The organism is Arthrobacter sp. TMN-50 (genome assembly GCF_054511125.1).
In genome coordinates, this window is sequence record NZ_JBTNDG010000002.1 from 266,509 (window position 1) to 291,286 (window position 24,778).

The following is a 24,778-nucleotide window of genomic DNA, read 5'->3' on the forward strand; positions in this document are numbered from 1 at the left end:
TTTTTGGCGGGGAGTCTAGCGCCCCTGCGGGGTGGCTGTGGCGTTGTCAACGTCGGCGTCGACATCGCGGCCCTGAGGCTCGTCTTCTTCCCGCTGCTCGCCTAGCTCCTGGAAACGCTGCAGGGATGCTTCGATCTCCGCTTCTGCCGCCGAGCGGTCGGCCCAGTCGGCTGCCTCAACCCACTTGCCTGGTTCAAGGTCCTTATACCGCTCGAAGAAGTGCTTGATCTCCTCCAACAGGAACGGCGACACGTCGGACAACTCCCTGATGTGCTCGAAGCGTGGGTCGGTGGGCACGCACAATACCTTGGCGTCGCCGCCGCCGTCGTCGGTCATGTTGAACACACCGATGGGGCGAGACTCCACCAGCACGCCGGGAATCAGGTCGAAATCCTGAAGCATGACCATGGCGTCCAGCGGATCGCCGTCTTCACCAAGGGTGTTCTCGAAGTAGCCGTAGTGGGTGGGGTACTGCATCGAGGTAAAGAGGACACGGTCCAGGCGCAGCCGGTGCGTCTCGTGGTCGATTTCGTACTTGACGCGTGATCCTTTGGGGATCTCGATGGTGACGTCGAGGTTCATGGCACTCTCCTATGGAATCCTGGCGGGCAGCGCGCGGCGGTATGCCGCAAGGGCCGCCGCGTCGGTCTAGTCTTAAACATATCGGTTTAGGGCGTATCCCGTGGGTTCGAAACAGTTCGGATGACAAACGATGGGGGATCTGCATGCTCCGAAGCGCACGCGTGATCACTGCAGCCCTCCTGATTGCGGTGTTCGCCATCCTTGCCGTGCCCCTTGGTTTTGCCGCCGTGCCGTCGGTGGTTCGGGCCTTCGAAGTGCCCGAGCCGACGCCGGAACCCGCCACCGATGCACGTCAGCTGCCGCCGTCAACGCTCACGCCTCCCGCCCACGTCACTGCTCTGGATCCGGCAGCACCGATGCCCAGCCCGGGGCTTCTGACCGCCGCCCTTGACGCTGAACTCTCGTTGGACGGATCGGGCGGGTTCTCCGGGGTGGTGATGGATGCCGAGTCCGGCGATGTCCTCTTCGACAAAGACTCGGGTAAGCTTCAGTTCCCTGCATCCAACCAGAAGCTGCTCACTGCTGCGGCCGTGCTGGGCAAAATCGGCCCGGACCGGCGGCTCGAAACAACAGTTGTCGCTGGCGAGGGGGCCAGCGAGCTGGTGCTGGTGGCGGGCGGAGACGTGCTGTTGTCTGCAGGTAGATCCGATCCGGACACGGTGAGCGGACGGGCGGGACTGCAGACTCTCGCCGAGAAAACCGTTGCGGCCGTCGACCCGGCTGACGCCCCGTTCACCATCCTCCTGGACGACACCCTGTTCGTCGGACCCACCCTGAACGCCGGCTGGTTGCGCGGGGACGTGGTTGCCGGCGAGATCGCCCCCATCTTTCCACTGGCCATCAACTCGTCATGGGTCACCGAGGGTGCCTCCCAGGGCCCGCGGTCACCCGACGCGGCCCTCGACGCCGCAACAATATTCAGCGCCGCGTTCGCCGCCGCGGGCCGTGAGCTCGGCATCGAAGTGACAGCGGAGGTCGCCCGGTCGAAGGCACCCGACGACAGCGTTAGGCTCGCCACCGTTGAGTCGGCAACCGTCGCCGATCAGGTGGAACACATGCTGCTGACGAGCGACAACTATCTTGCCGAGTCGCTGGCCCGGCTGGCAGCGCGGGCGGCCGGCCAGTCGGCGTCCTTCGGCGGTGCCACCGACACCATGGTGAGCGTCATGAACCGGCTGGGTGTGGCAACGGAGGGGCTGGTGGTCAGCGACGCAGCCGGGCTATCCCCGCGAAACGAGGTGTCACCGGCCCAACTCGCTGCAGTGGTGCGCGCGTTGGCTGTCGCCGAGGAGCAGGGGCTGGCCTCCGTCCTCGCTGGCCTGCCGATCGCTGGACTCTCAGGCACCCTGCAGGACAGGTACGAGCTGCAAGGGCCAGCGGCTGACGGCGCTGGCCTTGTCAGAGCGAAAACGGGAACGCTGAACGCGGTGACGGCGCTCAGCGGGTACGTGGTGACGGCGGACGGACGGCTGCTGGTGTTCTCCTTCATTGCCGACGGGCTTGACGGAAATACCCTCGCCGCGCGGACAGCGATCGACGGGGCCGCTGCCACCCTGGCCGGCTGCGGCTGCAGATAGCTGCCGCTCCCCTCACAGACTAGTGTGATCGAATGGTCCCCATGGAGAGTAACCTTTCATCCACCGTCCAACACAAGGTACCGGCCCAGCTCATCAACTGGGAGCTTGCGGCGTCCAGCGCCGCGAAGCTAACCCCCGCCGGACCCCAGGTGAGTGCCAGCGAAATCGCGACAGCGGTAGCCGACCTGCGGTCTGCAGCCGAGGCGTCAATCGGGTACGTCCATCAAATCACCGGGCTCGACGCCGCCAAGGACCTGCGGGACTCTGACCTGCTTATCGTGGACAGGGCATCGTGGGCGAAAGCCAACACCCAAAGTTTCCAGGCACTGATGGCGCCAGCGCTGGAGCACCTTTCCCGCACCAAGAAAGACGAACTCAATAGCGCCAGCGCTGCCCTCGGTGGAACTGTCACCGGCGCCCAGTTCGGAGCCATTCTGGCTTTCCTATCGTCAAAGGTGCTCGGGCAGTACGATCCCTTTGGCCCCGCCAGGAACGGCACCGGCGGTCGGCTGATGCTGGTTGCCCCCAACATTCTGGCGCTCGAGCGTGAATTGAACGTGGAGCCTGCCGATTTTCGGCTCTGGGTATGCCTGCATGAGCAGACCCACCGGGTGCAATTCGCTGCAGCGCCCTGGTTGAAGGACCACATGCTGGCCCACATCTCCGAACTCACCGAGGGTCTGCTCGATAAGGCGGACGGTCTCGCAGAACGGCTGGCCAAAGCCGCGAAAGGCCTCGCCAGCGGGGGGCAGCCAGCCGATACGGACCGAGGCGAAGCAGACAGTAAGCACCGGGACAGCGACATTGGGATCCTGTCCCTCCTGCAGGACCCGCAGGACAAGGCGCGAATGTCCCACCTTACCGCCGTCATGAGTCTGCTCGAAGGGCACGCGAACGTGGTGATGGACGCCGTCGACTCGAGTATTGTCCCCAGCGTCAAAACCATCCGCCGCCGATTCAATGCGAGAGGAAAGTCCCGCGGACCCTTGGAGAAATTCCTGCGCCGGGTGCTGGGGCTGGACGCGAAAATGCGGCAGTACAGCGACGGCGCGCGGTTTGTCCGCCGGGTTGTGGACCGGGTGGGCATGGAAGGGTTTAACAGCGTGTGGAGCAGCGCCGACCACCTCCCCACCGAAGAGGAGATCCACGCCCCCGACAAGTGGATCGCCCGAATGGGACTGCACACCGGTGGTTAGGCGCCCCCGGCTCAGCCCGGTGGTTGCCAATGCGCGCAATCTTCTTCGCCACGCACTTGAGGCAAGCGGTACCCCTGCCGGATCGCTCATCCTGGTGGCCTGTAGTGGCGGCCCCGATTCCCTCGCCCTGGCATCGGTTGCGGCTCACTCAGCCCGCTCCGGCGAGTACCGGGTCGGCGCAGTTGTGGTGGATCACAGCCTTCAACCCGGCAGCGCGGCGGTGGCGGCACAGGCCGCACTGACGTTGATGGCGATGGGCCTGGAGCCGGTCGGCGTGCGCACCGTAGCGGTCGACCTCCGGGGGATGGGCCCGGAGGCCGCGGCGCGGACGGCGCGGTTCGAGGCCCTGGACGCCGCGGCCACCGAACTGGGTGCGTCGGCGGTGTTGCTTGGCCACACGCTCGATGACCAGGCGGAGCAGGTGTTGCTTGGACTCGCCCGGGGTTCCGGGACCCGGTCCCTGGCCGGAATGCCGGCGCAACGCGGGCTCTATCTGCGCCCCTTCCTGGGGCTGCGACGCGAAAAGACGGTCGAGATCTGCCGGTTCGAGGGCCTCGAACCGTGGTACGACCCGTCCAACTCCGATCCCAGCCTCGCCCGTTCCAGGGTCAGGACCCAGGTTTTACCGTATCTGGAGGCCCAACTGGGCCCCGGCGTGGCGCGGGCACTGTATCGCAGCTCCCGGATCCTCGCGCAGGACGCCGACTACCTGGACCGCCTCAGCCTCGAAACGTACCTCCAGCTGCACGTTCCTGACGGAACCGACAGCCTTCTCGCCGAGGACGCACTCCGGGCCCTGCCGCCATCTCTCCGGCAACGGGTGCTGGCGCTCGCCGCCGTCCGGCTCGGCGGAGAGCAGCCAAGTTTCGAGCGGATCCGGGCCACCGAAACGCTGCTCGAACGGCGGGGTTCCGCCGGTCCGGTGCAGCTCGGCGGGGGCGTGAGCGTTCACCGTCAGGTGCGGGGAAAATCCGTTCCCCAAGGGGACCCAAGCTATGGCAGTCTTGTCTTTAGAAACAACCGCGCGCTTCCCTAAGCCGTCGGTGCCGCCCCATCCAAACCTTCAGGAGCACTTGGTGGATTCACAGGACGTCCAGGACGACCTTAAGCATGTTCTCTACACGAAAGAGGAAATCCAGCAGCGCGTCGCTGAGTTGGCGGCCCAGATCGACGCCGATTACGCTGGCCGGGACCTTCTGATTGTCGGTGTCCTGAAGGGCGCGGTGATGGTCATGGCGGATCTGGCGCGTGCGCTGCACTCCCACGTCACGATGGACTGGATGGCGGTGTCCTCCTACGGTTCCGGTACCCAGTCCTCGGGGGTCGTCCGTATCCTCAAAGACCTCGAAACCGATCTGATGGGCAAGCATGTGCTCATTGTCGAGGACATCATCGATTCCGGGCTGACCCTCTCCTGGTTGAAGTCCAACCTACAATCACGTGGACCGGCCTCAGTGGAAATCTGCACCTTGCTGCGGAAGCCCGAGGCCGCGAAGGTCAGTATCGACGTGAAGTATGTCGGCTACGACATCCCCAACGAGTTCGTCGTCGGCTACGGCCTGGACTTCGCCGAGAAGTACCGCAACCTTGACTTCATCGGCACGCTCGCCCCGCACGTTTACGAGTAGCCCCAACCAGCCGGCGAAGCCGGACGCAGACGAAATCTGTCCGCCCATAGGGAACTAATGGGTAGTTTGGTGCGTGGTTGTGTGCAGACGGTGTAAAGCTTGAGTAGCTTTCCTCGCGCCCACCGCGTGACGTCAGCGATATTTGACTTGTTAAGCAGGAGGGACAGGGTCTCGCAGCCCTGAGACGAATGAAATTTAAGAACCTTTTCAAGGGGCCCATTTTCTGGATTGTGCTCGCCGTCGTGGCGCTGCTAATCATCCTGCCCAACCTGTTCAGCACCAGTAGCTCACGGGTGGATACCAATGTGGGTCTCGACCTCCTGAATGACAATCGGGTCGAGCAGGCGAAGATTTACGACGGCGACCAGCGCGTCGATCTCACCTTGCGTGAGGACTATGAGGATATGGGCCGCAGCGTGCAGTTTTTCTTCAGCACCGCCCGTGCCGATGACGTGGTGGCAGCGATCAACACGTCCGATGTTGACGGGTTCACAGACCAACCCGCCGAGAGCAACTGGTTCACCAGCCTGCTCGGGTTGCTCCTGCCACTCCTGATCATCGGCGCCATTTTCTGGTTCCTGCTTTCCCGGATGCAGGGCGGCGGGTCGAAGGTGATGCAGTTCGGCAAGTCCAAGGCGAAGCTCGTCTCCAAGGACATGCCCCAGGTCACCTTCAACGATGTGGCTGGCGCCGACGAAGCGGTTGAGGAACTCCACGAAATCAAGGAGTTCCTCCAGGAACCAGCCAAGTTCCAGGCCCTCGGCGCCAAGATCCCCAAGGGCGTGCTGCTGTATGGCCCGCCCGGTACCGGCAAGACTCTCCTGGCCCGGGCCGTGGCTGGCGAAGCGGGAGTGCCGTTCTACTCCATCTCAGGGTCCGACTTCGTCGAAATGTTCGTTGGCGTCGGCGCCTCCCGGGTGCGCGACCTGTTCGAACAGGCCAAAGCCAACGCCCCGGCAATCATCTTTGTCGATGAGATCGACGCCGTCGGTCGCCACCGCGGCGCCGGCGTCGGCGGCGGTAACGACGAGCGGGAACAGACACTGAACCAGCTCCTGGTCGAGATGGATGGTTTTGACGCCACCTCCAACGTCATCCTCATCGCCGCCACCAACCGCCCCGACGTCCTGGACCCCGCCCTGCTGCGCCCGGGGCGTTTCGACCGGCAGATCGGCGTGGAGGCACCCGATATGCTGGGCCGCGAGCACATCCTGACGGTCCACTCGAAGGGTAAGCCCATGGCTCCCGATGTGGACCTCCGCTCGGTGGCCAAGAAGACCCCCGGCTTCACCGGTGCCGATCTTGCCAACGTCCTTAATGAAGCGGCGCTGCTGACGGCGCGCTCGAACGCCCAACTGATCGACGACCGTGCCCTCGACGAATCAATCGACCGAGTCATCGCCGGTCCGCAGAAACGCAGCCGGGTGATGAAGGAACTGGAACGGAAGATCACCGCCTACCATGAGGGCGGACACGCACTCGTGGCGGCAGCCTTGCGCAACACCGACCCGGTCACCAAGGTCACCATCCTCCCGCGCGGCCGTGCGCTGGGCTACACCATGGTGCTGCCCAGCGACGATAAGTACTCGATCACCCGTAACGAGCTGCTTGACCAGCTGGCCTACGCCATGGGCGGCAGGGTCGCCGAGGAAATCGTGTTCCACGACCCGTCGACCGGTGCGTCGAACGACATTGAGAAGGCAACCGCCACTGCCCGCAAGATGGTCACCCAGTACGGCATGAGCGAACGGATCGGTTCGGTGAAGCTGGGCCAGGGCGGTGGTGAGCCCTTCCTGGGTCGGGACATGGGCCACGAACGGAACTATTCGGACCACATCGCGTACATCGTCGATGAGGAAATTCGCCGGCTTATCGACAACGCGCACGACGAGGCCTACGAGATCCTGACCGAGAACCGCGACGTTCTGGACCGGGTCGCGCTGGAGCTGCTGGAGCGGGAAACCCTGAACCAGGCGGAGATCGCTGAGGTCTTCACCGAGATCCGCAAACGCGATCTACGCGACGTGTGGCTGTCCAAAGACTCCCGCCCGGTTCACGCCCTGCCGCCGGTGACCTCCAAGAAGGAGCGCGCTGAGGCTGAGGAAGCTGGTGAACCGGCGCCCGAGACGGTAGCGCCACAGGACCAGATTGCCGACGCGCACCTCGTTGGGGACTTCGATGTGCACGGCACCGAGCTGCCCGCACCAGAGCCCGGGAACGGATCCGCTGGCAAGGGCGGCGCCGAAGGGGTCCAGCCTTAACCGGCCGGGCCGCAGGCACCGGGTAAGATTTCTCCAGTGACCGAATTCGATGACGAGGTGTTCTCAGCCGCCCTTGAGGCAGCAGGTTCACCAGTGGATCAACCGAGGATCCAACGGGCAGTTAGGGAAATCCTTGTCGCGATCGGGGAGAATCCTGATCGTGATGGGTTGGTTGAGACACCGAAACGGGTTGCCAGGGCGTACGCCGAGTTTTTCGCCGGGCTCCACCAGGACCCGGCGGAAATTCTTTCAACCACCTTCGAGATAGACCACGAGGAACTGGTCCTGGTCAAGGACATACCGTTCTACTCCACCTGCGAGCACCATCTCGTGCCGTTCCACGGATCGGCCCATATCGGGTATATTCCATCGGCGGAGGGGCGCGTGACCGGGCTGAGTAAACTAGCCCGGCTGGTCGAGGTTTTCGCGCGACGCCCCCAGGTTCAGGAGCGGCTCACCACCCAGATCGTTGAAGCACTCATGACGCATCTGCAGCCAAAGGGTGCCATTGTGGTTATCGAATGTGAACACATGTGCATGTCAATGCGCGGGGTGCGCAAACCCGGCGCCAAAACTGTTACATCGGCCGTACGCGGCCAGGTGCGGGACCCCGCCACCCGGGCCGAAGCCATGAGCCTGATACTCGGAAGATAGGACATCACAGACCGATGGATTCACTCGCTGCGGCGCCGGGAACCGGGCCAGCCACCTCCCCCCTCCCGGTCCTACGGGTCGCCAGGAAGCCGAAAACCCTCGCCGACCTTCCCGGCGACCGTTCACTCGTGATGGGGGTCCTCAACGTCACCCCGGATTCTTTCAGTGACGGGGGGCGCTTCGCCAGCGCCGATGAGGCAATCGTCGAAGGTCTTAGGATGCACTACGCTGGCGCGGACATCATTGATGTGGGGGGCGAGTCGACCCGCCCCAACGCGGACCTGACCAGTCCCGACGAAGAACAACAGCGGATTCTGCCAGTGGTAGCGACCCTGGTGAAGGCTGGTGCTCTAATCAGCGTGGACACGATGCACGCGTCGACCGCAGGTAAGGCGCTCGACGCCGGCGCCGCCCTGGTCAACGACGTCTCAGGTCTGGACTACGACCGCGCGATGCCCGCGCTGATTGCCGAGCGGAACGTGCCCTACGTTCTAATGCACCGCCGCGGCACCGCCGCGACGATGGGTTCCCTCGCCCACTACGGGGAAGTGGTTGACGAGGTTATCGCGGAGCTGACCCAGGTTCGGGATGCGTTTGTTGCAGCGGGAGTGGATGCTGGCCAGATCATCCTTGACCCCGGCCTCGGGTTTGCCAAAAACGAAGACCACAATTGGGTGATCCTGCGCGCCATCGACCGGTTCACCAACCTCGGTCACCGGGTCCTGATCGGGGCGTCGCGTAAACGGTTTCTCGGCACGCTGCTCACCTCAGCTGGAAAGGCGGCCGCCCCGCAGGAACGTGACTCGGCCACCGTTGCGATATCGGCACTCGCCGCTGCCGCGGGTGCCTGGGGCGTCCGCGTGCACGACGTCGGCCCCAATCTGGACGCCGTCAAGGTTTCTGCCGCGTGGACCGGCTAGGCCCCGCCGTGACATCCGGCCAGCAGGACACCATCACAATCACCGGCATCACAGCGGTCGGCTTCCACGGGGTATTCGACTCCGAACGCCGCGACGGTCAGCCCTTCGTCGTTGACGTCGTACTCCACCTTGACCTTCGCATCGCTGGGGAAACAGACGAGCTGACCGCGACCGCTCACTACGGCGACGTCGCCGAACAGGTTGTTGAAGCTGTCACCGGCGAACCCCTGAACCTGGTCGAGGCCCTCGCCGAGCGAATCGCGGCCCGACTGCTTGCCTCATTTCCCGCAGAAGCGGTACAGATCACTGTCCACAAACCCCGGGCGCCAATCCCGGTGCCCTTCGGCGACGTTGCGGTATCGATCGTTCGCTCCCGGATCGGCCGGGAAACACCGTGACCGGGCGGGTGCGCTCGGTGCTGGCATTGGGAAGTAACCTCGGCGACAGTCACAGCACCCTCTCCCTCGCCGTCGCCGATCTGGTGGACAGTCCCCTGGTGCGCCTGAGGGAGGTCTCCCCAGTGGTTAGATCCAGCCCGGTTGGTGGCCCGGCGGAACAGCCGGACTACCTCAATATGGTGATCGAAGTCGAAACCGACCTGGACCCCTATGCGTTCCTCGCCCATTGTCAGGCCGTCGAGAACAAGCACCAACGCAGCAGGGATGTCCGGTGGGGGCCGAGGACCCTCGACGTCGACATCATCACCTTCGGTGACTACACCTCCGGTGACGAGCGGCTCACCATCCCGCACCCCCGGGCAGCCGAGCGTGCCTTTGTCCTCCAGCCGTGGGCGTGGATGGACTCCACGGCGCGCCTCGGCGGGCGTTTGGTGACTGAACTGGTCGGCGAGACCGCCGACCTCACCGGAATCCGACCATACGAGGGGGCCGATACACAGTGGGTACCCTAAAGTTCGGCTGGCTGGCGGCACTCGGGGTCATAGCGGGGATTGGCGGCTGGCTGGTGAACTGGTGGGCGAGCAGGAACGGGTTCCCCGTTCCCACCCTGCCGCTGAGCTCGTTACTGACCGTGGCTGCCATCCTGACCATCACGCTGGTTTTCGGGCTGCGAGTGCTGCGCTGGCGAAACGGTCGGCGCGACCGGGCGCTGAATCCCATCCTCGCCGCCCGCACCGTGGTGCTGGCCCAGGCGGCCGCCTATGCGGGGACGCTGAACGCGGGGTGGCATCTAGGAATTCTGGTCGATCAATTCTCCCTCGTCGCCGTGCGCGGCGTGACCGGATCGGTCTGGGGAACCCTTGTCCTGATTCTCAGCGGCATGCTGATGATCGTCGTCGGGATAATGGTCCAGGGATTCTGTCGGCTACCGCCCGACGACGGCGCCAACGGCGCCAATGGGGACGACGGTGCCGACGGGAGGAGGAGCCGCAATGACGAGGGGGAGTATGCATAAGGAACCTATCGACCCGGACGGCGTCGAATGGACTCGAGTATCACCGAAGTACTTGACCGTACGCCTGCTCGGCTGGGCCGCCGGGACGATTATTAGCCTCGCAATTTTCAGCATTCCGCTGATCCTCGTCCTGACCGACATCTGGTGGGGCTTCCCACCACTATGGATTGCATGGACCCTGCCGATTGGTGCCCTGGCACTCTCCCTCTGGCGGGGAGTTCTCCTTCCCCGACAAGTCAGGGCGATCGGCTACGCCGAGCGGAATGAGGACCTCCTCATTCGTAGCGGTGTCTTCTACCAGCGCACCATGGTGGTGCCCTACGGGAGGATGCAGTACGTCGACGTCGCTGTCGGGCCGATTGAACGGGCCTTCGGACTATGCACGCTGAAGATGCACACAGCCTCGCCCGGCACCAACGCCGCCATCCCGGGTCTGCCAGCCGACGAGGGTGCACGCCTGCGCGAGCAGTTATCCGCCCGCGGTGAGGCGAAGCTGGCCGGACTGTGACAACCCAGGACCAGACGCCGCCGGACAGCCCTATCGCCCCAGACCCGTCTCTGCTGGCAACCTCAGAGGATCAGTGGAGTCGTGTTCACGTCATCTCCCCTCTGGTGCGGGGCTGGATTGCGCTGATTGCCATTGCGTTCTTCGCCGGCCAGGACCTGTTTGAAAGCGTGCTCAGCGGCAACGGCCTACCAAGCATTAACGACGGCGGATTCCGGTTACCCTGGACCATCGCCATCATCGGCGGGATTATCGTACTCGTTGCAGCCGGTTTCCTGCTGTCCTGGTATTTCACCCGCTACCAGGTGACCGAACGGCACGTCAAGGTGAACTCGGGAGTGTTGTTTCGCCAGAACCGACAGGCTCGGCTGGATCGGGTTCAGGCTATTGACGTGGTGCAACCCTTCCTCGCTCGCGTCTTCGGGCTGGCTGAACTGAAATTTGAAGTGGCCGATGCCGGCGAGTCAGCGGTGAAGCTCGCTTTCCTCAAACTTAGCGACGCGCAGCGTCTCCGGGCGACGATTCTGGCCCGGGCGGCCGGTGTGAGCGTAGACCCGGACCACCCCGACGATGTTCAGGAAGCGCCCGAACGTGAGGTGCTGGCATTGGCGCCGGGACGGGTGATCGCTGCGGCGTTACTGTCGGGAACCACGATCCTCCTGATCCTCGGTGTGGCAGTGGTGGTGGTACTGGCCGTTGTCCTCGATGCGTCGGCACCCCTGGCTGTCATCATCCCGTTGGGGCTTGCCGTGGCAGGCGGATACTGGAACAGCATCAAGAACGGATTCAATTTTCGGACGGCAATCTCGCCCGATGGCATCAGGGTGCGCTACGGCCTTCTCGACACGCGAACCCAGACCGTCCCGCCGGGGCGTATCCAGGCTGTCGGAATTATTCAGTCTCCGCTCTGGCGGGTGAAGGGCTGGTACCGAGTGACAGTGAATGTTGCCGGCTACGGTATTTCAGCTTCCGGGGATGCCCAGGCGAGAGCCTCCTTGCTCCCGGTAGGAACCCGCCAGGAAGTCCTGCAGATTCTCGCGCTGGTACTCCCGGATCCCGGCATCGACGAACCCCTTGAAGTGTTCAGTGCCGGGATGGAGGGCAGGGACAGTCGTGCGGGGTTCCTCTCAACCCCACGGCGTGCGCGCTGGATTGGACCGCTCGAATGGCGCCGCAACGGGTTTGCAGTAACCAACACAGCCCTGCTCATCCGGTCGGGTTTTTTCTGGCGGGCCCTTGCCGTGGTGCCGCACGAGCGCACCCAGTCGCTGGCCCTGCATCAGGGACCGGTGTATCGACGGTTCAAGGTCGCCGATCTGGTGCTCCACACCACGCCGGGACCGGTAATCCCACGAATCCAGCAGGTTGACGAGGAAACCGCCTGGCGGCTCTTCCACGAACAGGCGATCCGCGCCGCCGAGGCACGCCGCCGTAGCCTTCCAGAGCAGTGGATGAGACCGGTTGAGGTGGCTGATGCGGCCCTCATGCCGTCCCCACCGTCCTATGGGGGTCCGAAGCAGCTCAGCGAAGACGTAAAGGACACCGATGATCAACGCTAGCGGGGCAAGGCGACCGGGCCGGCTCGGGGTAGGAATCATCGGTGCGGGCAAGGTGGGGGCAGTCCTGGGTGCGGCACTGCGTGCCGCCGAACACGCGGTCATCGGGGTGTCGGCGGTGTCCGAGGCAAGCCTGGAACGCGCCGAGATGCTGTTGCCGGGCGTCCCGGTGCTGGAAATCCCCGACATTATTGAACGCTCGGAACTGGTCCTCATTGCGGTTCCCGACGATGCATTGTCCGAACTGGTGGAGGGTCTTGCCAACCTCGGGGCATGGCAGCCAGGGCAGCTGGTCGCTCACACCTCCGGACGGTTCGGTATTTCGGTGCTTGCACCAGCCCACCGGATGGGTGCCATCCCCCTGGCGTTGCACCCGGCGATGACCTTCACCGGGATGAGCCTGGACCTTGCCCGGTTGCCCGACTGTAGCTTTGGCATCACCGCTCCCTCAGCCGTGCTGCCCGTGGCACAGGCCCTGGTGGTCGAGATGGGTGCCGAACCCGTGGTGATTGACGAGGCCCGCCGGCCCCTCTATCACGCTGCTTTGGCTCACGCTTCAAACCACCTGGTGACGATCACTGCACAGTCGACCCAGCTACTTACCGACATTGGCGTTGAGCAACCGCATCGAATGCTCGGGCCATTGATGAGGGCTTCCCTGGAGAATGCCCTCTCAGCCGGTGAGGGAGCACTCACTGGTCCAGTGGCCCGCGGGGATACCGGAACTGTCGAGGCGCACGTCGAGGCGCTGAACTCCCAACCGGCGGAGGACATTCGTGCCGCTTACCGTGGTCTGGCAATTGCCACGGCGCGCCGAGCCGTGAACCGAGGCCTCCTGAGCGAGGCGCAGGCCAACGCGATCACCCAGGCGCTGGCTCCTGATGAGTTGGGTCCCTCGTGAGCGGAGCTCACGCTCCACGGGTCATCAGGGGCACGGCCGGTCTAATGACCGCCACGACTGAACTCCTCAGCGGGCACCCGGCACCGGGCTACAAGGGTCAACGCCGCAGCCTCGGGCTGGTCCCCACCATGGGTGCCCTGCATGAGGGGCACGCCGCGTTGGTGCGGTCAGCGCGTGAGGCCAATGAGGTAGTTGTCGTGTCGATTTTCGTGAATCCGCTGCAGTTCGGCGACTCCACCGACCTTCAGCGTTACCCGCGGCAGCTCGAACAAGACCTTGACCTGCTGGCCGATTGCGGAGCGGATCTGGTGTTCGCGCCCTCGGAACAGGAGATGTACCCGGACGGGCCGCCGCTCATCACCCTGAATTCGGGCGCCCTCGGCAGTAAGTTTGAGGGTGCTGCCCGGCCCGGACACTTCGACGGGATGCTCACGGTGGTGGCCAAACTGTTGCACGTCGGAGCGCCAGCAGTTGACGCCAGATTTCGTTGCTATTTCGGGCAGAAGGACGCTCAGCAGCTGGCGCTGATCCGCCGGATGGTCAGCGACCTGAATTTTCCGGCTGAGATCGTTGGAGTTCCCACGGTCAGGAACGACGCCGGGTTGGCGCTGTCCAGCAGGAACCGGTTCCTCAGCGCGGTGCAACAGGACGCTGCCCTGGTGCTCTCCCGCGCATTGCGTCTCCTCGAAGCCAGAGCTCAACGCCACGAACCGCTGGACCTCGACTCAGCGGTGGGGCTGGTCACTAGCCACCCCCTGGTGGACCTCGACTATTTCGAAGTAGTTGATCCGGCGACCCTCGAACCGCTTGCCTTCAACTGCCGGCACACTCCCTTTACCGGTGAGGCATTGGCTCTGATCGCGGCGCGGGTGGGGTCAGTAAGACTAATCGACAACGCTCCATTGGGGTACTGAGCCAGCCAGTTCCATGCCGTTCCAATGCGGGCGATGGAACGTAGCCGGTAACCTTATATATCGTGACCAAAGATAATTCCAGCATCGCCATAGAATCCGTCCCGACCGATGGCATGGGTAACGACGAAACCACCGAGCAAATGCGCATCCGCATGGAGAAGCGGGAGCGGTTGCTCGAACGGGGTGTCGAGGCCTACCCGGTGAAGCCGGAGCGGACCCACTCCCTGGCCCAGCTGCGGACCGAATTCGGTCAGTTGTCCGCCGACGAAACCACCGGCAGGGTTGTTTCAGTGGTGGGTCGTGTGGTGTTTATCCGCAACACCGGAAAGCTCTGTTTCGCTACCCTCCAGGAGGGCGGCGGGGCCCGGCTGCAGGCCATGCTCAGCCTCGCGGAGATTGGCGAGCAGCCCCTGGCGGATTGGAAGGCCCTGGTGGACCTGGGCGACCACGTCGTGGTGCACGGCGAGGTCATTAGCTCCAGGCGCGGCGAATTGTCAGTCATGGCCGACGGTTGGGCGATGGCATCGAAGGCACTTCGCCCCCTGCCCACCTTGCATGCCGGGGTCAATGAAGAGACCCGGGTGAGGCAGCGCTATGTCGACCTGATGGTGCGCGAAGAGGCGCGGGACATGGTGCGGAAACGCGCAGCGATTGTGCGGTCCATCAGGGAAACTCTTCATTCACTCGAATATGTTGAAGTGGAAACGCCAATGCTTCAGTTGGTGCACGGTGGCGCCGCTGCACGCCCGTTTGAAACGCACCTGAATGCTTTTGACCAGAAAATGACTCTGCGAATCGCACTTGAGCTTTATCTGAAGCGCGCTGTAGTGGGCGGAATAGACCGGGTGTACGAGATCGGACGGATTTTCCGCAATGAAGGGGTTGACTCAACCCACAGTCCGGAATTCACCATGCTGGAGTGTTACGAGGCGTACACCGACCAGTTTGGAATGGCTGAGCGGATGAAGGAAATTATTATCAATTGTGCTGACGTCCTGGGTTCGCGGCGCATCGAAACCGCCGCCGGTGTCATTGACCTGGATGGTGAATGGCGATGGCTTGGTGTGTACCCGGGGCTTTCCGACGTGGTGGGGCGCCAGGTGACCCCCGGGACCACCAAAGCTGAGCTCATGGATATCGCGGAAATGCACGAGGTAAAGATAGCTCCCGAATGGGACAGCGAAAAGCTTGTCCTCGAATTGTTCGGTGAGCTGGTTGAGCCAACCCTGATCCAACCGACCTTTGTGTACGATTATCCGCCATCCGCGCAGCCGCTGGCCCGCCCGCACCGCGAGGATCCCAACCTGATTGAAGCGTGGGACCTGATCATCGGTGGCATGGAGCGGGGGACGGCCTTCTCGGAATTGATCGACCCGGTAGTGCAGCGGGAGCGGCTTGTCGATCAATCCAGGCGGGCCGCTGCCGGTGATGATGAGGCAATGCAGCTTGACGAGGACTTCCTGCGGGCGCTGGAGTACGGTGCGCCCCCAATGGGCGGTATTGGCCTCGGCATTGACCGGCTGGTCATGCTGTTCACCAATGCCGGGATAAGGGAAACCATCCTCTTTCCCATTCTGAAACCAGTAGGAGATAGCCGTGCTTGAGTATGCTGCCGTATTGCTGCCGTCGTTAGCAGTCGGGGCGATTTTTTATTTTGTCATGCGTGCAATTTTCAACGCCGATCGCACTGAGCGTGAGGCAATGAGCCAGGCCGAAGAGCGGATCGCCCAGTCACGGCAGGAACAACCTGTTGCAGCGCCCGACCAAGAGGATCCGGCGGCGCCAAGGTGAAGTGCTTTTACGCATTTCGGCTTAAGTTTTTATAGACGTTTTGTACTGTGCTTTGACGGTCACTGTGTGACTGGCCCATAATTGGGTGAACATAACAATTCATCACAAAACGCAGGAGCAAACCGTGGCACAAAAAGTAAAGATCCTCCTGATCGATGACCTCGACGGCGGCGAGGCTGATGAAACCGTACGTTTTGGCCTTGACGGCGTGCAGTATGAAATAGATCTTTCCAAATCCCATGCAAAAGAGCTCAGGGCCGCAATGAGCAATTACGTTGCTGGCGCACGTAGGAGCTCGCAGGTTAAGGCTCGTGTAGCCACGCCGGGCCGCAATCAGGAGGCTGCGCAGGTCCGTGAATGGGCGCGCGCCAACGGGTACAGTGTGTCGGCGCGTGGCAGGGTTAACAGCGAAATCGTTGAGGCCTACCGCGCCGCCCAGCGCTGACAGGGGCTGAGACTGGGCCCTGCCGGGCACAGCCTCGGGCGGGTGTGATATCTCGCCTGTGGCGAACACGGGCCAAAAGCCTGAGCGGGACACGTAGCATCGAATTACGCGTTAGCTAGGAGTGTGCCCCATGTTTGAGAGATTTACCGACCGCGCCCGTCGCGTTGTTGTGCTGGCCCAAGAAGAGGCTCGCATGCTCAACCACAATTACATCGGCACCGAGCACATCCTGCTCGGTCTCATCCACGAGGGAGAAGGCGTCGCCGCAAAGGCGCTCGAATCCCTCAGCATCTCTCTCGGCGCTGTCCGGGAGCAGGTTCAGGAGATTATCGGCCAGGGCCAGCAGGCGCCGTCCGGTCACATCCCGTTCACGCCCCGTGCCAAAAAGGTACTTGAACTTTCACTGCGGGAAGCCCTGCAGCTGGGCCACAATTACATCGGCACCGAGCACATCCTGCTCGGCCTCATCCGCGAGGGCGAAGGCGTGGCAGCGCAAGTGCTGGTTAAGCTCGGCGCCGACCTCAACCGCGTCCGCCAGCAGGTCATCCAGTTGCTCTCCGGCTACCAGGGCAAAGAACCGGCCTCCGTTGGTGGTCAGCAGCAGGAGGGGACGCCAGCAGGGTCGGTGGTGCTCGATCAATTCGGACGTAACCTCACCCAGGCCGCCCGTGAGGGCAAGCTTGACCCCGTGATCGGGCGCGCACTGGAGATGGAACGAGTCATGCAGGTCCTCTCCCGCCGCACCAAGAACAACCCCGTGCTGATTGGCGAGCCCGGCGTCGGCAAGACGGCAGTAGTCGAAGGACTTGCTCAGGCGATCGTGCGCGGCGACGTGCCGGAGACCATCAAGGACAAGCAGCTCTACACCCTTGACCTCGGGTCCCTCGTTGCTGGCTCGCGGTACCGCGGCGACTTCGAGGAGCGCCTCAAGAAGGTGCTGAAAGAAATCCGCACCCGCGGTGACATTATCCTGTTCATCGATGAGATCCACACGCTGGTGGGTGCGGGAGCCGCAGAAGGTGCAATCGACGCAGCGTCCATCCTGAAGCCGATGCTGGCCCGCGGCGAGCTCCAGACCATCGGCGCAACCACCCTCGACGAATACCGTAAGCACATAGAGAAGGACGCGGCCCTGGAGCGCCGGTTCCAGCCGATCCAGGTCCAGGAACCCTCGGTGGCACACACCATCGAGATCCTCAAAGGGCTGCGTGACCGGTATGAAGCACACCACCGTGTCTCAATCACAGATGAGGCGCTGATCTCGGCGGCAACCCTCGCTGAGCGCTATATTTCGGACCGGTTCCTGCCGGATAAGGCGATCGACCTGATTGACGAGGCCGGTGCGCGGCTGCGGATTCGCAGAATGACCGCTCCACCGGAGCTAAAGGAAATCGACGACCGCATTGCTGACGTCAAGCGTGAGAAGGAGTCCGCGATAGATGCGCAGGACTTCGAAGGCGCAGCATCACTGCGCGACAAGGAGCAGAAGCTCCACGACGAGCGGATGGAAAAGGAGCGTCGGTGGAAGTCTGGCGGCCTCGACGACATCGCCGAGGTCGATGAGGAGCTCATCGCTGAGGTGCTCGCCAACTCCACTGGCATTCCGGTCTTCAAACTGACCGAAGAGGAATCGACACGCCTCCTCAAGATGGAAGACGAACTGCACAAACGGGTTGTGGGGCAGAACGACGCCATCAGGGCCATCTCGCAGGCGATCCGTCGCACGCGGGCAGGACTGAAGGATCCCAAGCGTCCGGGAGGATCATTTATCTTCGCCGGCCCAACTGGGGTTGGCAAGACCGAACTGGCCAAGGCGCTGGCCGAATTCCTGTTCGGCGACGAGGACGCCCTGATCACGCTCGACATGTCTGAATACTCGGAGAAGCACACCGTATCCAGACTGTTTGGTGCGCCCCCGGGATACGTAGGGTACGAAGAGGGTGGCCAGCTCACGGAAAAGGTGCGGCGGCGTCCGTTCTCGGTGGTGCTGTTCGACGAGGTCGAGAAGGCACACGCCGACCTGTTCAACTCGCTCCTCCAGATCCTTGAGGATGGCCGGCTCACCGATAGCCAGGGCCGGGTAGTCGACTTCAAGAACACTGTCATCATTATGACCACCAACCTGGGTACCCGCGACATTTCGAAGGGTGTGATGACCGGGTTCCAGTCCGGGACCGACACCACCACCACCTACAACAGGATGAAGGCGAAAGTCACTGAGGAGCTCAAGCAGCACTTCCGGCCCGAGTTCCTCAACCGCGTCGATGACACGGTGGTGTTCCCGCAGCTCACCCAGGACGAAATCGTTGAGATCGTCGATCTGTTCCTGGACCGGTTGGGGAAGCGGATGGCTGATAAGGGAATGAGCATTGAGCTCACCCCCGCTGCCAAGGTACTGCTGGCAACCCGCGGCTACGATCCCTCCATGGGTGCGCGGCCGCTGCGCCGCACCATCCAGCGGGAGATCGAGGACCAGCTGTCCGAGAAGATTCTCTTCGGCGAGCTGAAATCCGGTGAACTGGTCTCGGTGGATGTCGAGGGCGAGGGAGATGAGGCGCGGTTCACCTTCGTCGGACATGGAGCGCCGAAGGAAATCGAGGATGCACCGGCTGCCATTGAGGCAACGGTCCCCGACTAAGTCATCGGCTGACACATTGAACGCGTCGGCATGGGGCCCCCAACCAGCACCAGAGTGCCGGCCGGGGGCCTCACGCCGTTGGAGTGGCAACCCCGCGAGCTGCCGCTGCCTTGTGTGCCTGAAGCAACTTATTACTCTCTCAGAGAAGTCATGGTGAACTACACCACACCCGATGGTAAGGATGGATCATGACATCCGAATCGGAAATGAATGCCACGGCCGTACCCGAAACCCCGTTTCACGACCTGGACCACTTCATCGCGATTCCCCGCGTTGGTTCGTTGGTGTTGAGCCCGGACGGATCGCGGCTGGTTGTGGCCGTCGCAACCCTGAATGCGAAGTCCACCGAGTACGCCACCGCCCTGTGGGAGGTGGACCCGGCTGGCAAAAACCCCGCCCGCCGACTCACCCGCAGCGCCAAGGGCGAGTCCGGGGCCGCATTTCTTGCCGGTGGTGACCTACTATTCACCTCGGCGCGGCCCGATCCGGACCGCGCCGACGGCGACGCGGCCAAGGAGACCACCACCGCCCTCTGGCGGCTGCCTGCCAGCGGTGGCGAAGCCAGAGTGGTGCACTCCCGCGTGGGGGGCATCAACGGCATCCTCGCGGCCGCAGCTGCCGATTCCGCTGTCGTCCTGGCCGACGTCCTCGCCGGCTCGAGCAACGAGGCCGACGACGGCGAACGCCGGACCCAGCGCAAGGATGCGAAGGTGGGAGCCATCCTGCACTCCGGTTACCCGGTCCGCTACTGGGACGCTGACCTGGGGCCGGCGGAGCCGCGCTACTTCGCCCTGGAAGATGACGCATCACAACACCCCCACCCCCCGACCAGCGACACCGCAGCCCCACTGCGGTTGCGCGACATCACCCCGGCGGCAGGGGTTTCGCTCCGAAACGCACAGCAGGTGATCAGCCCCGACGGCTCACTCGTGGTGACCTCCTTGAGTGTTCCCGCGGGACGAGGCGACCGGCGCAGTGTCCTTGCCCGCATCGAGGTGGCGACAGGGGAACACAGGGTGCTCCTCGATGACCCCGACTATGACTTCTCGCCCGGGCCCATCAGCCCCGACGGCGCCACCCTCGTGGTTCACCGCGCGAGGCGAACCACAGCCGAGATTTCGCCTCAGCAGACGCTGGGCCTGCTGCCCGTTGCCGGCGGCAAGCTCGGCCTACTCGCCGAGGACTGGGATCGCTGGCCGTCGCCCGCCGCCTGGCTGCCCGATGGCAGTGCCCTGCTCTCAACAGCCGACGAGGAGGGGGCCTCCCCGGTGTTCCTGATCGCCGTCGACACTGGAGCTGTGACCAGGGTGACCCGTGACGAAGCCGCCTATACGGATGTTGTGGTGGCTCCCGACGGCGCCACCGCCTACGCGCTGCGCAGCTCCTACGCGTTTCCCCCTGAAGTGGTCAGCATCAATCTTGCGGACTCAACGGTTCAAACACTCGCTGGCCCAGTGGAGCGCCCTGTCCTGCCGGGTCGGCTCGAACGAGTGCACACCACAGCCGACGACGGACAAAAAATAGGGTCCTGGCTGGTCCTCCCCACCGACGCCAGCGCCTCCCATCCCGCCCCGCTCCTGCTCTGGATCCACGGCGGCCCACTCGGATCCTGGAATGCGTGGACCTGGCGGTGGTCGCCTTGGCTACTCGCCGCGCAGGGCTACGCTGTGCTACTTCCTGACCCGGCGCTGTCGACCGGTTACGGTCAGCGCATGATCGACCGCGGGTGGGGCCAATGGGGCAGGGCGCCCTACACCGACCTCATGAAAGCCACCGACGCCGTCGTGGCCCGTGCAGACATCGACGAGACGCGGACCGCGGCGATGGGCGGCTCGTTCGGCGGTTACATGGCCAACTGGATAGCCGGGCACACCGACCGGTTCAACGCCATCGTCACCCACGCGAGCCTGTGGGCCCTCGACCAGTTCGGGCCCACCACCGATGCTTCCTACTACTGGGAGAAAGAAATGACGCCGGAAATGGCTGCCGAGAATTCACCGCACCACCACGTGGGCAGCATCTCGACCCCGATGCTGGTAATCCATGGCGACAAGGATTACCGCGTTCCCATCGGGGAGGGCCTGAGGCTCTGGTACGAGCTGCTCTCCCGGTCCCGGCTGGCGGCAGATGAACAGGGCCGCACCGAGCACCGTTTCCTGTACTTCCCGGACGAGAACCACTGGATCCTCAAGCCTCAGCATGCCAAGGTCTGGTACGGCGTCGTCAGGCACTTCCTGGCACACCACGTGCTGGGTAAGCACGCCACGCTCCCACCCGAGCTTGGCCTGTAGCGATAGTGGCACCGCAGACTTTGTAGACTGCCCTAGTGAGTTCCTCCTTCAGAATCCGGCCAGCACGCACCGCCGACGTCCCGGTAATCAAGGCGCTGGTAGCTCCGTTGGCTGATAGCCGGGTGCTGATGGCAAAGGAAACAGTCGCCTACTACGAGGGGCTGCAGGAGTTCCGCATTGCCGAGGACGACGACGGCGTCCTCGGATGCGGTGCCTTGCACGTCATGTGGGAGGACCTGGCGGAGATCCGCACCCTCGCCACCTCCCCCACAGCGCAGGGCCGGGGGATCGGTACCGCGCTGGTGGAAAGACTGCTCGACGACGCCAGGGCCCTCGGCGTCGACCGCGTCTTCTGCCTGACCTTCGAGGTGGAGTTCTTCCGGCGCAGGGGTTTTGAAGTGATGGCAGACCAGTCGGCGGTTGACCCTGCCGTGTACTCGGAACTTTTGCGCTCTCACGACGAGGGCGTGGCAGAGTTCCTCGATCTCGCGCGGGTGAAACCGAATACCCTCGGCAACACCCGGATGATCCGCCAGGTCAACGATGGTAATGCTGCGGGTGGCATACCAACGGCAGAATAGATAAGCTAAGGGGGCTTGGCATCTACGACGATGCGAAAGCGGGTCCCGAAACCGGGGCCCGACACACCGAGCGGAAGTAGGTCAGACTATGGGTGCAGACGACAAGGCAGCAAACACCGGCGAGAAGCTGGGCGGCAAGATCAAAGAAGGCGTTGGCAAGCTCACCGGCAACGAAAAGATGGAAGCCGACGGCCACAAGGACCAGGCCTCCGGCGACATCAAAAACGCTGGCGAGAACATCAAGGACGTCTTCAAGGGTGACAACCGCTAGATCTGATCCATCGGGCATCCGCTCCTCAATCAGTGGTTTGCGGAAGCCAGCGAAGGATTAGTGCTGTGGGAGGGACCGGGCTCAGCCCCGGAACCCTCCCACGGTCATTTAATGGCAGTGGTTCAGCCTATAGGCAAGTAGCCGACCGAAGGGTATGGTTCAGACACGGCCAGCAGGTCCGGCGGGCCGTAAATCACTCAGCCCTGTGTCCTTTAACCGAGGAGCCGCCATGAAAAAGCTAATCAATGACCCCAAACAGGTAGTCACCGAATCCGTCGAAGGGTTCGGGGCCGCTCATGCCGATCTGGTCAGCGTTCATTCGGACCCCCTGTTCATCACACGGCGGGACGCCCCCCGGCAAGGGAAGGTGGGGCTGGTCTCGGGCGGAGGGAGCGGCCACGAGCCGCTGCACGCCGGCTATGTGGGGCTGGGCATGCTCGACGCCGCCGTGCCGGGGGCCATGTTTACCTCGCCCACCCCGGACCAGATCCTCCCCGCCACCATGGCTGTTGACGGGGGAGCGGGAGTGCTGCATATCGTCAAGAACTACACCGGCGATGTCCTGAATTTCGAAACCGCCGCCGAGCTGGCCGAAGCCGAGGGCGTGACCGTGCAGTCGGTCCTCGTGAACGACGATGTCGCCGTCGAGGACTCGCTCTACACCGCCGGCCGCCGCGGAGTCGGCGGGACGGTGCTCGTCGAGCGGATTGCCGGGGCCGCCGCCGAACGTGGGGACACCCTGGACTCGGTGACTGCCGTTGCGCAACGCGTCATCGACAACGTCAGGTCAATGGGGGTGGCACTTGCCGCCTGCACCGTGCCGCACGCCGGGCAGCCCAGCTTCGACCTGACCGATAACGAGATAGAAATCGGCATCGGCATTCACGGGGAGCCCGGCAGGCACCGCATCGCAATGGAAAACGCCGACGGGATTACCGGACGGCTGATGGAACCGATACTCACCGACCTGCGGGTTGGCAGCGGTGAACGGGTGTTGTTATTCGTCAATGGAATGGGGGGAACTCCTGCCAGCGAGCTGTACATTGTCTACCGGCGGGCCCGCCTGCTCCTCGAGGAGCAGGGAATTATTGTCGAACGCTCGTTGGTCGGTAATTACATCACCGCCCTCGAGATGCAGGGTGCCTCAATCACCGTTCTGCGGCTCGACGACGAGATGGTTCAGTTGTGGGACTCGCCGGTCCTGACTGCGGCACTGCGCTGGGGAGTCTAGGCGTGGCTGAAGGATCCCCCGCGACCCTGACCGCGGCATGGGTGGTCGCCTGGCTGCGCGAGAGTGCCCGCGTGGTCGGCGAGCACCGACAACGCCTAATTGACCTTGACCGGGCGATCGGCGACGCCGATCACGGGGAGAACCTCGACCGCGGATTCTCGGCGATAGCGAAAAAGCTCGACGACGGCGAAGATCCAGCCACTCCGGCCGCTGGCCTGAAGCTCGCAGCGATGACCCTGATGTCCACGGTGGGCGGCGCGGCCGGCCCGCTCTACGGAACTGCATTCCTGCGGGCGGCAGCCTCGCTGGGCGACGCTCAGCAGGTGGGCCCCGACGACGTCGTCGGGCTGCTCACGGCTGCACGGGATGGAGTGGTGGCCCGAGGGAAGGCCGAATCGGGTGACAAGACGATGGTCGACGCGTGGACCCCTGCCGTGGAAGCGGCGGGCACGGCGGCACTGGCCGGTGCGACGGTGACCGAGGTCCTCACAGCCGCAGCCAACGCGGCCAACGCGGGGGCCGCGGCCACCGAACCCTTGATCGCGCGGAAGGGGCGCGCGAGCTATTTGGGTGAACGCAGTGCCGGGCACCTCGATCCGGGTGCAGTCTCGACGGGGTTGATCCTGCAGGCGGCCGTCGACGCAGCCGGGGGCCAACAGTGAACGTCGGCCTGGTGATCGTGTCGCATAGTTCGAAGATCGCCGAGGGCGTCTGCGATCTGGCCCGGCAAATGGCTGCCGACGTCGCGCTGGTCCCTGCGGGCGGAGTGGAGGACGAATCGGGGGTGTCGAGGATCGGCACCAGTTTCGAGAAAGTGCTCGAGGCAATTTCAGCCGCCGACCGGGGCCGCGGCGTCGTCATACTGACTGATCTGGGGTCGGCGGTCATGACAGCCGAGATGGCGCTGGAGTTCCTCGACGGCGATCTTCGGGCGCGGGTCAGGCTCGCCCGGGCAGCGTTGGTGGAAGGGGCGGTTGCTGCCGCCGTGGAAGCGCAGACCGGTGCTGACGCGGATGCTGTAACCAGGGCCGCCGAGGCGGCGATCATTGCCTTGGATCCTGCCGTCCTTGAGCCGTTCGTCAGCCATGCGGCAGCAGTTCCGGGAGACCCCCTGGCTGCACCGTCAACCAGTGGCCACTCGGCAGAGGGGTCGTGGGAGCTGCCCAACCCGATGGGACTCCACGCACGCCCCGCGGCGACCCTGGCGCGTGCGATGGGCGAACTTGAGGCGGACGTGACGGTGAACGGCGTCGACGCCAAATCGGTAATGCTGCTGATGAGCCTCGGGCTTGGGCAGGGCAAAGTGCTGACGGCTTCGGCTGCTGGCCCGGACGCGCAGAAAGCGATCGACCTGATCGGCAACGAGGTCACCGCCGGATTCGGTGAACTCTGACTTTTGGTTAACTCGGACTGGGGCCTGAAC

At 63.8% G+C, this 24,778-nt stretch carries 25 protein-coding genes; 24 read left to right on the forward strand and 1 reads right to left on the reverse strand.

What is annotated here, in order from left to right:
• Positions 1-15: 15 nt before the first annotated feature.
• Positions 16-582: an inorganic diphosphatase gene (locus ACX80A_RS05175; RefSeq protein ID WP_459258613.1), complete on the reverse strand. Its 567-nt coding sequence runs from the start codon at positions 580-582 to the stop codon at positions 16-18.
• Between the two features lie 143 nt (positions 583-725).
• Between ACX80A_RS05175 and dacB the strand changes: the two genes are divergently transcribed.
• The 24 genes from dacB (at position 726) to dhaM (ending at position 24,748) form a co-directional block, all read left to right on the forward strand.
• Positions 726-2,159 (forward strand): D-alanyl-D-alanine carboxypeptidase/D-alanyl-D-alanine endopeptidase, encoded by a 1,434-nt coding sequence (gene dacB, locus ACX80A_RS05180; protein WP_459258614.1) that lies wholly within the window; start codon positions 726-728, stop codon positions 2,157-2,159.
• A gap of 41 nt (positions 2,160-2,200) precedes the next feature.
• On the forward strand, positions 2,201-3,355 hold the full coding sequence (locus tag ACX80A_RS05185; RefSeq protein WP_459258615.1) for a zinc-dependent metalloprotease: 1,155 nt from the start codon (positions 2,201-2,203) through the stop codon (positions 3,353-3,355).
• Positions 3,348-4,391 carry a tRNA lysidine(34) synthetase TilS gene (gene tilS, locus ACX80A_RS05190; RefSeq protein WP_459258616.1) on the forward strand — a complete coding sequence of 348 codons (1,044 nt, stop codon included), beginning with the start codon at positions 3,348-3,350 and terminating at the stop codon, positions 4,389-4,391. The genes ACX80A_RS05185 and tilS overlap by 8 nt, the downstream gene beginning before the upstream one ends.
• A gap of 40 nt (positions 4,392-4,431) precedes the next feature.
• Complete coding sequence (hpt, locus tag ACX80A_RS05195) at positions 4,432-4,983, forward strand: hypoxanthine phosphoribosyltransferase (protein WP_459258617.1); 552 nt, start codon at positions 4,432-4,434, stop codon at positions 4,981-4,983.
• Positions 4,984-5,171: 188 nt separating this feature from the next.
• Complete coding sequence (ftsH, locus tag ACX80A_RS05200; RefSeq protein ID WP_459258618.1) at positions 5,172-7,244, forward strand: ATP-dependent zinc metalloprotease FtsH; 2,073 nt, start codon at positions 5,172-5,174, stop codon at positions 7,242-7,244.
• Between the two features lie 36 nt (positions 7,245-7,280).
• Positions 7,281-7,898, forward strand: coding sequence for a GTP cyclohydrolase I FolE (folE, locus tag ACX80A_RS05205; protein WP_459258619.1), 618 nt, complete (start codon positions 7,281-7,283; stop codon positions 7,896-7,898).
• A gap of 14 nt (positions 7,899-7,912) precedes the next feature.
• A complete protein-coding gene (gene folP / locus ACX80A_RS05210; protein WP_459258620.1) occupies positions 7,913-8,818 on the forward strand; it encodes a dihydropteroate synthase in 906 nt (301 codons plus the stop codon).
• The gene (folB, locus tag ACX80A_RS05215) at positions 8,806-9,216 is read left to right on the forward strand and encodes a dihydroneopterin aldolase (protein ID WP_459258621.1); all 411 of its coding nucleotides are present in this window, start codon (positions 8,806-8,808) and stop codon (positions 9,214-9,216) included. Before folP ends, folB begins: the two co-directional genes overlap by 13 nt.
• The gene (folK, locus tag ACX80A_RS05220; RefSeq protein ID WP_459258622.1) at positions 9,213-9,728 is read left to right on the forward strand and encodes a 2-amino-4-hydroxy-6-hydroxymethyldihydropteridine diphosphokinase; all 516 of its coding nucleotides are present in this window, start codon (positions 9,213-9,215) and stop codon (positions 9,726-9,728) included. Before folB ends, folK begins: the two co-directional genes overlap by 4 nt.
• Positions 9,716-10,231: a DUF3180 domain-containing protein gene (locus ACX80A_RS05225; protein WP_459258623.1), complete on the forward strand. Its 516-nt coding sequence runs from the start codon at positions 9,716-9,718 to the stop codon at positions 10,229-10,231. Before folK ends, ACX80A_RS05225 begins: the two co-directional genes overlap by 13 nt.
• Positions 10,224-10,739 (forward strand): PH domain-containing protein, encoded by a 516-nt coding sequence (locus ACX80A_RS05230; RefSeq protein ID WP_459258624.1) that lies wholly within the window; start codon positions 10,224-10,226, stop codon positions 10,737-10,739. Before ACX80A_RS05225 ends, ACX80A_RS05230 begins: the two co-directional genes overlap by 8 nt.
• Positions 10,736-12,295 (forward strand): PH domain-containing protein, encoded by a 1,560-nt coding sequence (locus ACX80A_RS05235; protein WP_459258625.1) that lies wholly within the window; start codon positions 10,736-10,738, stop codon positions 12,293-12,295. The genes ACX80A_RS05230 and ACX80A_RS05235 overlap by 4 nt, the downstream gene beginning before the upstream one ends.
• Positions 12,282-13,193 carry a Rossmann-like and DUF2520 domain-containing protein gene (locus ACX80A_RS05240; RefSeq protein ID WP_459258626.1) on the forward strand — a complete coding sequence of 304 codons (912 nt, stop codon included), beginning with the start codon at positions 12,282-12,284 and terminating at the stop codon, positions 13,191-13,193. Before ACX80A_RS05235 ends, ACX80A_RS05240 begins: the two co-directional genes overlap by 14 nt.
• 44 nt (positions 13,194-13,237) lie before the next feature.
• The gene (gene panC / locus ACX80A_RS05245; protein WP_459258627.1) at positions 13,238-14,107 is read left to right on the forward strand and encodes a pantoate--beta-alanine ligase; all 870 of its coding nucleotides are present in this window, start codon (positions 13,238-13,240) and stop codon (positions 14,105-14,107) included.
• A 113-nt stretch (positions 14,108-14,220) separates the two neighbouring features.
• Complete coding sequence (gene lysS / locus ACX80A_RS05250; protein WP_459258831.1) at positions 14,221-15,711, forward strand: lysine--tRNA ligase; 1,491 nt, start codon at positions 14,221-14,223, stop codon at positions 15,709-15,711.
• A complete protein-coding gene (locus ACX80A_RS05255) occupies positions 15,704-15,898 on the forward strand; it encodes a hypothetical protein (protein ID WP_459258628.1) in 195 nt (64 codons plus the stop codon). Before lysS ends, ACX80A_RS05255 begins: the two co-directional genes overlap by 8 nt.
• 124 nt (positions 15,899-16,022) lie before the next feature.
• Positions 16,023-16,343: a histone-like nucleoid-structuring protein Lsr2 gene (locus ACX80A_RS05260; protein ID WP_459258629.1), complete on the forward strand. Its 321-nt coding sequence runs from the start codon at positions 16,023-16,025 to the stop codon at positions 16,341-16,343.
• A gap of 130 nt (positions 16,344-16,473) precedes the next feature.
• Positions 16,474-18,981, forward strand: a complete 2,508-nt coding sequence (locus ACX80A_RS05265) for an ATP-dependent Clp protease ATP-binding subunit (RefSeq protein ID WP_459258630.1) — start codon at positions 16,474-16,476, stop codon at positions 18,979-18,981.
• A gap of 188 nt (positions 18,982-19,169) precedes the next feature.
• Positions 19,170-21,272, forward strand: coding sequence for a S9 family peptidase (locus ACX80A_RS05270; RefSeq protein ID WP_459258631.1), 2,103 nt, complete (start codon positions 19,170-19,172; stop codon positions 21,270-21,272).
• A gap of 35 nt (positions 21,273-21,307) precedes the next feature.
• Positions 21,308-21,853: an amino-acid N-acetyltransferase gene (locus ACX80A_RS05275; RefSeq protein WP_459258632.1), complete on the forward strand. Its 546-nt coding sequence runs from the start codon at positions 21,308-21,310 to the stop codon at positions 21,851-21,853.
• An 88-nt stretch (positions 21,854-21,941) separates the two neighbouring features.
• Positions 21,942-22,124, forward strand: a complete 183-nt coding sequence (locus tag ACX80A_RS05280) for a CsbD family protein (protein WP_459258633.1) — start codon at positions 21,942-21,944, stop codon at positions 22,122-22,124.
• Positions 22,125-22,353: 229 nt separating this feature from the next.
• A complete protein-coding gene (gene dhaK, locus ACX80A_RS05285) occupies positions 22,354-23,355 on the forward strand; it encodes a dihydroxyacetone kinase subunit DhaK (protein ID WP_459258634.1) in 1,002 nt (333 codons plus the stop codon).
• A 2-nt stretch (positions 23,356-23,357) separates the two neighbouring features.
• Positions 23,358-24,017: a dihydroxyacetone kinase subunit DhaL gene (dhaL, locus tag ACX80A_RS05290; protein ID WP_459258635.1), complete on the forward strand. Its 660-nt coding sequence runs from the start codon at positions 23,358-23,360 to the stop codon at positions 24,015-24,017.
• A complete protein-coding gene (dhaM, locus tag ACX80A_RS05295) occupies positions 24,014-24,748 on the forward strand; it encodes a dihydroxyacetone kinase phosphoryl donor subunit DhaM (protein ID WP_459258636.1) in 735 nt (244 codons plus the stop codon). Before dhaL ends, dhaM begins: the two co-directional genes overlap by 4 nt.
• The last annotated feature ends 30 nt before the right edge of the window (positions 24,749-24,778 follow it).